Raw genomic sequence first — 11,178 nt, 5'->3', positions numbered from 1 at the left:
CTAGAACTCGATGCCGGCCTGGGCCTTCACGCCCGCCTTGAAGTGGTGCTTGACCAGCGTCATCTCGGTGACCATGTCGGCCGCCTCGATGAGCGGCGGTTTGGCATTGCGGCCGGTAACGACCACATGCAGGTCCGGCCGCCGTGCCTGCAATGCGGCGACGATCTTTTCGAGATCGAGGTAATCGTAGCGAAGGGCGATATTCAGTTCGTCGAGGATGACGAGCCCGATCGTCTCGTCCGACATCAGTTCGAGCGCCTTTTCCCAGGCCTTTTCCGCCGCCGCGACGTCGCGCTTCAGGTCCTGGGTCTCCCAGGTGAAACCTTCGCCCATCGTGTGCCAGACGACACGATCGCCGAAGACGGCAAGCGCCGGCTGCTCCCCGGTCGACCATGCACCCTTGATGAACTGTACGACGCCGACCCGCCGGTTATTGCCGAGCATGCGCAGTGCAAGGCCGAAGGCGGCGGTGGATTTGCCCTTGCCGGATCCGGTATGGACGATGAGAAGACCCTTTTCCCGGGTCTTCTCCGCCACTTCAGCATCCTGCACCGCCTTGCGGTTCGCCATCTTGCCGCGATGACGCTCGGCCGCGGCCTCGTCGATCTCCTTCACCGGGAAGCAAGCTTCGCCGGGGTCCCGGCAGAAACTTCCTCGCCGGCCCGGAATCGTTCGCGGACCACGCCGGCAAGCGCGCCGAGCACGGCCCAGAACACCAGATTGGTGGCATAGACCGCGTTGACGAAGCGGGCATAGAGATCCATCGGCACCGCCGTTTCATGGCTGGGCGGCAGCGGCGCGCCGACGAGATGCGGAGCGATAAGAAGTACGATCGCCAGGGCCGCGAACACGGCGGAGCGCGTATAGACGAGCAGGCCGAGGCCGATCGCGGTGCAGAGAGCCGTCGAGACCCACCAGACCTGGCGCGGCCCGAGTTCGGCTGCCGGCATGCCGGGCAGTTCCGGCGGCAGGCCGAGGCCGGGCGCAAGGATGACGGTGAGGAAGCCGGCAATGCCGAACATCAGGCCGCCGCGCCAGCCCCTGAAACCGCCGAATGCTTCCGAAACCGCGACCAGGACGAGGGCGAAGCCGATGCCGGACAGCATGTCTGCGGCGAGCGTATAGATGAAGCGCTCGAAACCGTCGGCCGGAGCCCAGGCCTCTTCTTCATGATGGTGATCGGCAGCAGGTGCCGCTGTACCGGCTGCCGCGGGTGCAGCGTCATGGCTGTGGCCCGCCTCGGGTGCGGCATTTTCGAATACTTCCGCCTTGAGGATCAGCGGCACGGTGGAGAAGCTCTGCATCACGGTGAGCAGCAATCCGGACAACAGTCCGGCGATCACCGCCGTGAAGACGATGTTACGAAACAGCGACATTTGGGAGATCTCCTCAGTGGCAGGGGAAGGCGAGCGAGTGGCGCGTGTCATGGGCGGCATTGTGGACGACTTCCAGATGCGAGAAGCCGACAAAGCCGACGATGAACAGGCCGAGCAGGGCCGTCATGCTGAGGGGAATGATCTTCGAAGCGGAGAGGCTGACTGCAGTTGCAGCAGAATTCGTAACCATGGTCTCGTCCTTTCGCCCTCCACCCGAGGGCCGTTCAAGTTCTTTGCCGCCTTTGGCAGGTCTCCTGGCTCGCGGATCGGACGCCTTGTCCCGCCTTCCCGGTTTCCCAGTGGCTTGACGGCCGAACGGCCGTTTTGGGTCAAGACTTTCCGCTTACAGTTGCGGGGGCAGCCGCGGGTTGGACGTCGAAATTCCGTCGCACCGCATTCCCTCTAAACCCTTTCGGGCACCATAGGCCCGGCCACTATAGACGAATTCGGCGTCACGGCAATCGCCTTTGCGACGCATTGACATGGGCGTGCGACCGGGCGTACTTGGAAGGAGATGGTCCCTTTCCGGCAACGGGGAGGGCTAAGAGAGAATGCGGTGCGACCCTTTCAGGGTCAATGCCGCGGCTGCCCCCGCAACTGTAGGCGGCGAGCCATTGCCTAAAACGGCCGTTCGGCCGTCAAGCCACTGGGAAACCGGGAAGGCAGGCAAATGGCGTCGACCCGCGAGCCAGGAGACCTGCCGTCCGACAATTCTGCTTCACCGGGCGGGGTGCTCCGGAGGAAGTTTCTCGATCACCGCAGGGGGTTTTGGCCTCCTGCTCCGCGCCCCGATTTTCGACCCCGGCGGGAACGCGGCTGACCGATGAGTGACCTCCGACCAGATGATCCGGCAAGCGGCGACCCGGCCGATGTTACGATCTTCGTCTGCACCAACTGCCGCGACGAGTCTGATAGCGAAATCCGGCCCGGCATCGCGCTGATCGCGGCGCTGCGTGATGCGGCCGCCGGCAAGCCGATCGCGGTGAAGCCCGTCACCTGCCTTGCCAATTGCGAAAAGAGCCCGAGCGCGGCTTTCAACCACCGCAGCGGCTGGTCCTATGTCTTCGGCCATCTGTCGCTCGACAATGTCGATGACATCGTTACCGGGGCGATGATGCTGGCCGAGGACGAGCGCGGTTTCCTTCCCCTTCGCGGCCGCCCGGCCTGCCTGCGCGGCAAGGGCATGACGGCCCGCATTCCACCCTTTCATCATCACGAGGACATGCCATCATGAGCGTTTCGTTCGACCGCGTTCCCTGCACCGTCGTCACCGGGTTTCTGGGAGCCGGCAAGACCACGCTGATCCGCAACCTGATCGAGAACCTCAAGGGCAAGCGGCTGGCGATCATCGTCAACGAGTTCGGCGATGTCGGCATCGATGGCGACGTACTGAAGGGCTGCGGCATCGAAAGCTGCCCCGAGGACAACATCATCGAACTCGCCAACGGCTGCATCTGCTGCACCGTGGCGGATGATTTCGTGCCGGCGATCGACCAGATCCTGGCCATCGAACCGCGTGTCGACCACATCCTCATCGAGACCTCCGGCCTCGCGCTGCCAAAACCGCTCGTCCAGGCCTTCCAGTGGCCGGATGTGAAGGCGCGCGTGACGGTGGATGGCGTCATTGCCGTGGTCGATGGGCTGGCGCTTGCCGAAGGCCGCGTTGCCGACGACCACGAGGCGCTCGAAGCCCAGCGGCAGGCGGACGGCTCGATCGATCACGACGATCCGGTCGAGGAAGTGTTCGAGGACCAGGTCGCCTGCGCCGACATGATCGTGCTCACCAAGAGCGACCTTCTCGACGTCGCCGGCCTTGCCACCGCCAAAGACCGCGTCTCCGCCCATCTGCCGCGCGCCGTCAAGATCGTCTCGGCCGCCAACGGCGCCATCGACCCGGCCGTGCTGATCGGGCTCGGCCTTGCCGTCGAGGACGATATCGAAAACCGCAAGACCCATCACGACGACGAACTGGATCACGATCACGACGATTTCGATAGTTTTGTCGTCGATCTGGCCGCGGTAGCCGATGCCGAGAGCCTCGCAGCCCGCATCTCCGCCACGGCGGAAGCAGAGAATGTGTTGCGCATAAAAGGCTTCGTGGAAGTCGCGAACAAGCCGATGCGCCTGCAGGTCCAGGCGGTAGGATCGCGGGTGAACCACTATTTCGACCGCGCCTGGGCGCCGGGCGAAACGCGGGCGAGCCGCCTCGTCGTCATCGGCGAAAAAGGCATCGACCGCGCCGCGATCGAAAGGATGCTGGCCGCCTGATCGGCCGTAGGAAAGCAGTCTGAGAAAAGGATGCATATACTCGCCACCACATCGTCGTCGCTCGACGACCTGATCGAACCGGTCGACCTCAACCAGTCGCCGGCCGATGTGGTGGTGCTGTCCTTTTCCGGCAGCGATTTGAACGGTGTTTCGGCCGCTTGGGACAGCGCGCATCCGGCAAGCGATGAGGCCGGCCTCGCCGCAACGCTGCGCCTGACCAACCTCTCCGATCTCCGCCACCCGATGTCCGTGGACCTGTGGATCGAGAAGACGGCCGCCCGGGCCAAGGTCATCCTCGTGCGCATCCTTGGCGGCTACGATCGATGGTCCTATGGCGTCGAGGAGCTTTCGCGGCTCGCACGTGCCAGAAAGATCGCACTTGCCTTGCTGCCCGGCGAATGCAGCATCCGCGACGAGCGGCTGGCCGAAGCATCGACGGTTTCGCCAGATCAGCTTTCCGCGATCCTCGCCTGCTTTCGCGAGGGCGGCCCGGACAATATGCGGCTTCTCGCCAGACGGCTTGCCGCCCTCGCGGCGGGAAAGGCAACCGCCGGCAAGGTCGATATCCTTCCCGCGGCAATGCCGATGCCGAAAGCCGGTTTCTACAGGCCGGCAGAAGGCATCGTCGCAGCCGCCGATCTCCTTTCGGGCTTTGCGCCGGATGCGCCACGCCTGCCGATCCTCTTCTACCGCTCGATGCTGCTCGCCAATGATGCCGCACCGATCGACGCGCTATTCGAACTATTGGCACAACGCGGCTTCGCACCCATGCCGATCTTCGTGAGCGGGCTCAAGGATGCGGAAGCCCTGGCATTCGTCGAACAGGCAATCCTGGATCTCGATCCCGCGGCGATCCTTTCGACCACCGCCTTTGCGAGCGGCACGGACGGGAACGGCGACACGATTTTCGACCGCACCGGCGTGCCCGTTTTCCAGATCGTCGTCGCCACCACGCGGCGCGAAGGCTGGGCGGAAAACCGGCGCGGCCTCAACCCCGCCGACCTCGCCATGCATGTCGTCCTGCCGGAACTCGACGGGCGCATCTTGGCCGGCGCGATTTCCTTCAAGGCGGGCGAAAATTCCGCAAACCTCGTCAACCAGCCGGAACCGGATCGGGTAAAACAGGTCGCCGACCGCATCGGCGCTTTCCTTCGCCTGAAGGCGACGCCCCGCGCTGAACGCAGGGTCGTCATCCTGATGCCGGATTACCCGAGTGCGCCGGGGCGCACCGGTTACGCCGTCGGCCTGGACGTGCCGGAAAGCGTGCTGGCGATGCTGCATGCATTGTCGGTAGCCGGCTATGGTGTTTCGGATATTCCCGAGGACGCGCGGGCCCTTCTGGATCGCCTGAGCGCCAGATCCGCCAGCCACGCATCCGCCGCCTACCGCTCCACAGCGGCAGCGGAGGCGGCGTGGGGGGCGCCTGACGCGGATCAGGACCTGGAGGATGGCGCTTTCCGTTTTCGCGCCGCGAGCTTCGGCAACATCACCGTCGCACTCGCCCCCGATCGCGGCCGCAATGCCGATCGCCGTGCCGATTACCACAGCCCGGACCTCCCCCCGCGCCACGCCCTGATCGCCTTCGGCCAATGGATGCGCGAGACGCTGGGCGCCCATGCGATCGTCCACGTGGGCGCGCACGGCACGCTCGAATGGCTGCCCGGCAAGACCGTGGCGCTGTCGCAGGAATGCTTCCCCGAGATCGTCACCGGCGGCCTGCCGGTCATATATCCATTCATCGTTTCCAACCCGGGCGAGGCGGCGGTCGCCAAGCGGCGGATCGCTGCCGTGACCATCGGCCATCTGCCGCCGGTTCTGGCCGGCGCCGGCCTTTCCGACGAACAGAAGAAGCTCGAACTGCTGGTCGATGAATATGCCCAGGCCGATGGGCTCGATCGCCGCCGCCGCGACCGCCTGGCAAAGCTGATCGTCGAGACCGCGCGCGATACAGGCCTGGCCGGCGAAGCCGGCGTTTCGAACAACGACGATCCGGATACGGCGCTCACCCGCATCGACGCCTTTCTCTGCGACCTCAAGGACTTTTCGATCAAGGACGGCCAGCACGTTTTCGGGCAGGCCGCGCCCGGCGATGACGATCCGCTGCGGCTCCAAAGCGCCGAGGGGGAACGCCAGGCCCTGCTCGACGCATTGGACGGCAAGCACATCCGTCCCGGTCCCTCCGGCGCCCCCGCCCGCGGCCGCCGCGACGTGATGCCGACCGGCCGCAACCTCTTCGCCAGCGATCCTCGCACCCTGCCGACGCCCACCGCCTTCGAACTCGGCAAACGGGCGGCCGACGAAATCCTGCGGCGGTATCTCCAGGATCACGGCGACTGGCCGAAAAGCCTGGTGTTCGATCTCTGGGGCAGTGCATCCCTGCGCAGCGGCGGCGAGGAAGTCGCCCAGGTGCTGGCGCTGATGGGCGCCAAACCGGTGCAGGACATGGCGACCGGCCGTGTCACCGGCATCGAGGTGCTGCCGCCGGCAGCGCTCGGCCGCCCTCGCGTCGACGTAAGCTTGAGAATTTCCGGCCTGTTCCGCGACATGTTTCCCGCCCTGATCGCCCTGCTCGACGCCGCCATGCGTGCCATCGCCAACCGCGAGGAAGCGCCGGGCGACAATCCTCTTGCGGAAGAGACAGCCAGGCTTGGACACCTGCCGCCCCGCATCTTCGGCTCGGCGCCCGGCACCTACGGCTCCGGCATCGAGGAAAAGCTCGCGCAGGGTAGCTGGGGCGAACGCGAGGAGCTCGGCCGCCTCTATCTCGACGCCACCAGCCATGCCTTCGGCGGGGCGGAGGGCGACGCCAGCCCTGTGCCCGGCCAGTTCGCAAACCGCATCGAGATGGCCGATCTTCTCGTCCATACCGGCGACGATCCCAGCCGCGACCTGCTGGACGGTTCGGCCGATGTCGCCTTCATCGGCGGATTTTCGGCGGCCGTAGCAGCGCTCGGCGGCAAGGCGGATGTGATCGCCCTCGACACGACCGACCCGCAAAAACCCCGCGCCCGCTCGATTTCCGAGGCCGTGACCCGGGTGGTGCGCGCCCGCGCCATCAACCCGCGCTTCATCGCCGGCCAGATGCGCCACGGCCCGCGTGGCGCCGCCGAACTGGTGGAGACCGTCGACCGGCTGATCGGCTTTGCCGAGACCACCCATGCCATCCCGCAATCGCTGATCGAGGCGACTTACGATGCATATCTCGGCGACGAATCCGTCCGCGACTTCCTGCTGAGCCAGAACCCGGAAGGCGCACGCTTCATGGGCGAACGGTTCCGCTCCGCGCTTCGCCGCGGCCTCTGGCACCCGCGCCGCAACGCGGTGGATGCCGAACTCGAAATGCTCACCCGGGAGAAGGTCGCATGACATCGCTCTCCCTCGATCGGAATACGCTGGATATGCGCCGCGGTGCCTGCCCCGCTCTGTCGGCTCCGATGATGACTGGCGACGGGCTTCTCGCCCGCGTCGCCCTGACCGAGGCGATCACGCCGGCACAGCTGGCTGAACTCTGCCGGCTGGCACGACGCCATGGAAACGGCATTCTCGATATTTCCGCCCGCGGCAACCTGCAGGTCCGGGGATTGAGCGAGGCCTCGGCCCCGATTCTCGATGCCGATGTCAGGGCCGTGAACCTGCCGTTGCGCGATGGCCTCGCGGTCGAAACCCCACCTTTGGCCGGGATCGACGAAACCGAGATCGCCGATCCGAACCCGATAGCCGAAGCGATCCGCCAAGGCGCGCGCGAGATCGCAGGCCTGGCCCCAAAAATGTCGGTGGTGGTGGACGGTGGTAGCCGGCTCGGGCTTTCCGATCTTCTCGCCGATATCCGGCTCGTCGCCGTTGCCACCGCGCAAGGCACAGGCTGGGTACTGCTTCTGGGCGGCACGGAAACAACAGGCCGCATTTTCAATGTTTTACGTGAAACAGATGCGATCGCGGCGACGCTGGAACTGCTGCGCAAGCTTTCAGCGATGGGAACCACGGCGCGCGGCCGTGACCTCGCGGCCGGGCTGCCGAAGAATGGCGCCGCCCGTCCCGCCGCCTCGCCTTTCGGAAACTTCCACGTTTCCGAAAATCTTTTCGCAGCAGGCGTCGGCCCGGCCTTCGGGCAGGCGAGCGCAGAGGATCTGATCGCTATTTGCGACGAAGCCGAACGGCTGGGAATACGATCCCTGAAACCGGCCTTCGACCACTCGCTGCTGTTTTTCGCCACGCAGACCGCCTGTGAAGCGCTCATCGCCTTTGCCGGTAACAATGGCTTCGTCACCTCACCGAGCGATCCGCGTTCGGCCATCGCCGCCTGCCCTGGAAGCCCCGCCTGCAATTCCGCAGCCATCGCCACCCACGACCTTGCCGCGAAGGCGGCAGAGGATTGCGGCGACCTGCTGGACGGCTCGTTCAGGCTGCACGTGACCGGATGCCCCAAGGGCTGCGCCCATCCCGAACCCTCGGCGCTCGCTCTTTGCGGGACGAACGACGGCCTTTCGCTGGTCACGCAGGGAAAAGCATCCGCCGAGCCCTTTGCCTCGGTCGCGTTTGCCGATACCAACAACTCCCTTCGCCGCCTCGCCGATCTCGTCCGCAACGAGCGGCAGGCCGGCGAAAATTCCGCCGCCTGCCTTGCCCGGTTGGGACCGCGCCGGCTTGCTGCGGCCGTTATGTCAGGACGACCATGAACAGTTACGATTACATCCGCGAAGGCGACGCGATCTACGAAAAGTCCTTCGCCATCATCCGTGAGGAAGCGGACCTTTCGCCCTTCTCCTCGGAACAGGCCGAGATCGCGGTGCGCATGATCCATGCCTGCGGGCTGGTCGAGGCGGCTCAGCATTTCCGCTTCTCCAGGGATTTCGTGGCCCATGCGCGCGGCGCGCTGCATGCCGGCAAACCGATCTATTGCGACGCCGAAATGGTGGCCCATGGCATAACCCGCACCCGCCTGCCGGCTCATAACCCCGTGATCTGCACGCTGCGTGACAGCCGCACCATCGAACTTGCAAAAACGCTCGGCAACACCCGCTCGGCGGCAGCCCTCGACCTCTGGGACGACCTGGAGGGCTCGGTCGTCGCGATCGGCAACGCGCCGACCGCGCTGTTCCGCCTGCTCGAAATGCTCGACGCCGGCGCGCCGCGGCCTGCCGCGATCATCGGCATGCCGGTCGGTTTCGTCGGCGCGGCGGAATCCAAGGAAGCGCTGATGGAAGCGACGCTCGGCATTCCCTATGCGATCGTGCGCGGCCGCATGGGCGGCTCGGCGATGACGGCGGCCTGCGTCAACGCGCTGGCGAGGGCCGGACTGTGAACGCCGCACTCGTCAAGGGCAAGCTCACCGGCGTCGGCACCGGCCCCGGCGATCCCGAATTGCTGACGCTGAAGGCGGTGCGCGCCATCGGCGAAGCGGATGTGATCGCCTTCTTCTGCAAGAAGGGCTCGAGCGGCAACGGGCGCGCCATCGTCGAGGCGCATATCCGGCCGGGCACGCTCGAACTGCCGCTGGTCTATCCGGTCACGGTCGAGACCCACAAGGACGAGGCCGATTATCGCGGCCCGATCGCCGATTTCTTCGATCGCTCGGCAAACGACATCGCCACCCTTCTCGATGCCGGCAAGAATGTCGCCGTGCTGAGCGAAGGCGATCCGCTGTTCTACGGATCCTACATGCACCTGCATGTGCGGCTGGCCGACCGCTATCACGCGGAAGTCGTCGCAGGCGTCACCGCCATGTCCGGCTGCTGGTCGATGACCGGAATGCCGCTGGTTCAGGGCGACGATATCTTGAGCGTGCTGCCCGGCACCCTGACCGAAGAAAAGCTTGCGGAACGGCTGGCAAACACCGATGGCGCGGTGATCATGAAGGTCGGCCGCAACCTGCCGAAGATCCGCCGGGCGCTCGCCTCGGTCGGCAAGCTTTCCGGAGCGCTCTACGTGGAGCGCGGCACGATGGCGAACGGCATGGCGCAGCGGCTGGAAGAGCGCGACGAGAGCCCCGCTCCTTATTTCTCGATCGTCCTCGTGCCCGGCTGGAAGGCCCGGCCATGACAGGTGGCTCGCTGACCGTCGTCGGCCTCGGCCCCGGCAATCCGAACCAGATGACGCCGGAAGCTCTCGCCGCAGTGGCCGCCGCGGAGGACTTTTTCGGCTATTTCCCCTATATCGACAGGCTGAACCTCCGGCCCGACCAACGCCGCCATGCATCCGACAACCGGGAGGAGCTGGCGCGCGCGCGCGCCGCGCTCGAAATGGCGGCAGGTGGTGGCAAGGTCTGTGTCGTCTCCGGTGGCGATCCCGGCGTATTCGCCATGGCGGCGGCGGTCTGCGAGGCGATTGATGAAGGCCCGGCCGTTTGGCGCGCAATCGATTTTTCCGTCGTGCCGGGCATCACCGCAATGCTGGCCGTGGCGGCCAGGGCCGGCGCACCGCTCGGCCATGATTTCTGCGCCATCTCGCTTTCGAACAATCTGAAACCCTGGGACGTGATCGAGAAGCGCCTGATCGCCGCAGCGTCCGCCGGTTTCGTGATGGCCTTTTACAATCCGGTCAGCAAGGCACGCCCGCATCAGCTGGCCGAAGCCTTCGATATTCTGCGCGCCCACCTGCCCGGCACCGTGCCGGTGATTTTCGGCCGCGCGGCCGGCCGGCCCGATGAGGTTATCCGTATCGTACCGCTCGCCGAAGCGGCGAGCGATATGGCCGATATGGCGACCTGCGTCATCGTCGGTACGGCGGAGACCCGGCTGATCGAGCGGGAAAACCGGCGCCCGATCGTTTATTCGCCGCGTTATTTCAGGAGCGGCGGCGCATGATCGAGCCAGGCGAGCATCTCCTCGACGGTTTCGACGGACGGCACATCCGGCAGCTCCGGACGGCGGATCAGGATGACCTCGACACCGAGTTCACGCGCGGCGGCGATCTTGCCGTAGCTCGCCGGCCCACCACTATTCTTGGCGACAATAACCTCGATGCGATGGTCCTGCAGAAGCCGAGCCTCGTCCGCCTGCCTGAAAGGGCCGCGCTCGGTCAGATAAACCGCGTTCGGGACGGTAAGCGGCGGCTCGACCGGATCGACGCTGCGGACCAGGTAATCGTGCTGCGGAGCTGCCTCGAAGGGCAGAAGCTCCTGCCGGCCAAGCGTCAGGAAGGCTTTTCGCGGGTCAGGCCCCAATGCGTTGACCGCATCGGCGACACTCTCGACTTCGGTCCATCGATCGCCGGACTGCGGCAGCCAGGGCGAACGCCGCAGAGCGACAATCGGAACGCCGGAAATTTCGGCAGCCTGGGCGGCATTGCGGGAAATCCGCGCCGCATAGGGATGCGTCGCGTCGATCAGGATGGAGACGCCTTTTTGCCGGAGGTAAGCGGCAAGCCCCTCGGCACCGCCGAAGCCGCCGACACGCACCGGCACCGGTTGTTCGGCCGGCGCGCTGGTACGACCGGCAAGCGACAGCTCGACAGCAAACCGTGGATCGCCGGCGAGCTTTCCGGCCAGAGCGCGCGCTTCCGCCGTGCCGCCGAGAATGAGGATGGAGTGTTGCAA

11 protein-coding genes and 2 riboswitches are annotated in these 11,178 nt (G+C 65.8%); of the genes, 7 read left to right on the top strand and 4 right to left on the bottom strand.

The annotated features are described in order from the left end of the window. The 3 genes from cobO to J2X76_RS28635 are packed head-to-tail and all read right to left on the bottom strand — an operon-like array spanning window position 1 to window position 1,566. Complete coding sequence (gene cobO, locus J2X76_RS28645; RefSeq protein WP_310220904.1) at window positions 1–615, bottom strand: cob(I)yrinic acid a,c-diamide adenosyltransferase; 615 nt, start codon at window positions 613–615, stop codon at window positions 1–3. Next, the gene (locus J2X76_RS28640; protein ID WP_310220902.1) at window positions 612–1,376 is read right to left on the bottom strand and encodes a CbtA family protein; all 765 of its coding nucleotides are present in this window, start codon (window positions 1,374–1,376) and stop codon (window positions 612–614) included. Before J2X76_RS28640 ends, cobO begins: the two co-directional genes overlap by 4 nt. A 13-nt stretch (window positions 1,377–1,389) precedes the next feature. Continuing rightward, window positions 1,390–1,566 (bottom strand): CbtB-domain containing protein, encoded by a 177-nt coding sequence (locus J2X76_RS28635; protein WP_046668186.1) that lies wholly within the window; start codon window positions 1,564–1,566, stop codon window positions 1,390–1,392. A 36-nt stretch (window positions 1,567–1,602) separates the two neighbouring features. Continuing rightward, window positions 1,603–1,815, bottom strand: a riboswitch (cobalamin riboswitch). A gap of 59 nt (window positions 1,816–1,874) precedes the next feature. Then, a riboswitch (cobalamin riboswitch) is annotated at window positions 1,875–2,096 on the top strand. 103 nt (window positions 2,097–2,199) lie between these two features. On the opposite strand from J2X76_RS28635, the gene J2X76_RS28630 reads away from it, so the two are divergent. Genes J2X76_RS28630 through J2X76_RS28600 form a run of 7 tightly spaced genes read left to right on the top strand, consistent with a single transcriptional unit; the run spans window position 2,200 to window position 10,447 of the window. Next, complete coding sequence (locus J2X76_RS28630; RefSeq protein WP_310220900.1) at window positions 2,200–2,610, top strand: DUF1636 domain-containing protein; 411 nt, start codon at window positions 2,200–2,202, stop codon at window positions 2,608–2,610. After that, a complete protein-coding gene (gene cobW, locus J2X76_RS28625; RefSeq protein WP_113125265.1) occupies window positions 2,607–3,644 on the top strand; it encodes a cobalamin biosynthesis protein CobW in 1,038 nt (345 codons plus the stop codon). Before J2X76_RS28630 ends, cobW begins: the two co-directional genes overlap by 4 nt. A 30-nt stretch (window positions 3,645–3,674) precedes the next feature. After that, a complete protein-coding gene (gene cobN, locus J2X76_RS28620) occupies window positions 3,675–7,010 on the top strand; it encodes a cobaltochelatase subunit CobN (protein ID WP_310220899.1) in 3,336 nt (1,111 codons plus the stop codon). Further along, a complete protein-coding gene (gene cobG, locus J2X76_RS28615) occupies window positions 7,007–8,320 on the top strand; it encodes a precorrin-3B synthase (RefSeq protein WP_310220898.1) in 1,314 nt (437 codons plus the stop codon). Before cobN ends, cobG begins: the two co-directional genes overlap by 4 nt. Further along, the gene (locus tag J2X76_RS28610; RefSeq protein ID WP_310220897.1) at window positions 8,317–8,946 is read left to right on the top strand and encodes a precorrin-8X methylmutase; all 630 of its coding nucleotides are present in this window, start codon (window positions 8,317–8,319) and stop codon (window positions 8,944–8,946) included. The genes cobG and J2X76_RS28610 overlap by 4 nt, the downstream gene beginning before the upstream one ends. Then, on the top strand, window positions 8,943–9,683 hold the full coding sequence (locus tag J2X76_RS28605) for a precorrin-2 C(20)-methyltransferase (RefSeq protein ID WP_310220896.1): 741 nt from the start codon (window positions 8,943–8,945) through the stop codon (window positions 9,681–9,683). The genes J2X76_RS28610 and J2X76_RS28605 overlap by 4 nt, the downstream gene beginning before the upstream one ends. Continuing rightward, window positions 9,680–10,447: a precorrin-3B C(17)-methyltransferase gene (locus tag J2X76_RS28600; protein WP_310220895.1), complete on the top strand. Its 768-nt coding sequence runs from the start codon at window positions 9,680–9,682 to the stop codon at window positions 10,445–10,447. The genes J2X76_RS28605 and J2X76_RS28600 overlap by 4 nt, the downstream gene beginning before the upstream one ends. On the opposite strand, the gene J2X76_RS28595 is transcribed toward J2X76_RS28600, so the two are convergent. Further along, the gene (locus J2X76_RS28595; RefSeq protein ID WP_310220894.1) at window positions 10,423–11,178 is read right to left on the bottom strand and encodes a cobalt-precorrin-6A reductase; all 756 of its coding nucleotides are present in this window, start codon (window positions 11,176–11,178) and stop codon (window positions 10,423–10,425) included. The genes J2X76_RS28600 and J2X76_RS28595 overlap by 25 nt on opposite strands.

The sequence above is a fragment of the Neorhizobium sp. 2083 genome (assembly GCF_031455615.1).
Taxonomy (GTDB): domain Bacteria; phylum Pseudomonadota; class Alphaproteobacteria; order Rhizobiales; family Rhizobiaceae; genus Neorhizobium.
This window is presented reverse-complemented; position numbering and strand designations above follow the sequence as displayed.

Excerpts from the sequence above, each read along its gene's own strand:
- J2X76_RS28640 (WP_310220902.1), bottom strand. The coding sequence starts at position 1,376 with ATGTCGCTGTTTCGTAACATCGTCTTCACGGCGGTGATCGCCGGACTG.
- J2X76_RS28635 (WP_046668186.1), bottom strand. The coding sequence starts at position 1,566 with ATGGTTACGAATTCTGCTGCAACTGCAGTCAGCCTCTCCGCTTCGAAG.
- J2X76_RS28630 (WP_310220900.1), top strand. The coding sequence starts at position 2,200 with ATGAGTGACCTCCGACCAGATGATCCGGCAAGCGGCGACCCGGCCGAT.
- cobW (WP_113125265.1), top strand. The coding sequence starts at position 2,607 with ATGAGCGTTTCGTTCGACCGCGTTCCCTGCACCGTCGTCACCGGGTTT.
- cobN (WP_310220899.1), top strand. The coding sequence starts at position 3,675 with ATGCATATACTCGCCACCACATCGTCGTCGCTCGACGACCTGATCGAA.
- cobG (WP_310220898.1), top strand. The coding sequence starts at position 7,007 with ATGACATCGCTCTCCCTCGATCGGAATACGCTGGATATGCGCCGCGGT.
- J2X76_RS28610 (WP_310220897.1), top strand. The coding sequence starts at position 8,317 with ATGAACAGTTACGATTACATCCGCGAAGGCGACGCGATCTACGAAAAG.
- J2X76_RS28600 (WP_310220895.1), top strand. The coding sequence starts at position 9,680 with ATGACAGGTGGCTCGCTGACCGTCGTCGGCCTCGGCCCCGGCAATCCG.